Genomic DNA, 446 nt, shown 5'->3' on the forward strand with positions numbered 1-446 from the left:
GGCCGATGCGGCCCGCGGCCGGTGCCGTCACCTGGGTGTAGCCGAGGTTGAGCCGGGCGGTGCGCTCCTGCGCACGGTCGGTCATCACGGTGCCCTCCAGCTGTTTGACGAGCGCGGCCTGGGTGTCGACGTCCTGCCGGGCGATGGAGTCCTGCGACAGCAGCGTGCGGTAGCGCTCGAGCGTGATGCGCGCGTTCTCCAGCTGCGCTTCGTCGCGCCGCCGCGTGCCTTCGGCCTGCATCAGCGCCTGTTCGAAGGGCCGGGGATCGATCTGCGCCAGCACCTGGCCCTTGCGCACCATCTGCCCTTCGGTGAACAGCACCTGGGTAAGCATCCCCGAGACCTGCGGTCGCAGGGTGACCGTGGTCACCGGCGTCACCGTGCCGAGCGCCTCGATGGCCACCGGCAGGCGCAGGGTGCGGACCGTGGCGTCGCCCACCGTCACC

At 71.5% G+C, this 446-nt stretch carries 1 protein-coding gene; it reads right to left on the reverse strand.

What is annotated here, in order from left to right; all coding sequences use genetic code 11:
- The coding region (locus K9U40_RS23825; protein WP_282892525.1) for an efflux RND transporter periplasmic adaptor subunit at positions 1–446 on the reverse strand (446 nt) is incomplete at both ends.

Origin of the sequence: Xanthobacter autotrophicus, from assembly GCF_030015065.1 — a bacterium.
In the GTDB taxonomy this organism is placed as follows: domain Bacteria; phylum Pseudomonadota; class Alphaproteobacteria; order Rhizobiales; family Xanthobacteraceae; genus Xanthobacter; species Xanthobacter autotrophicus_D.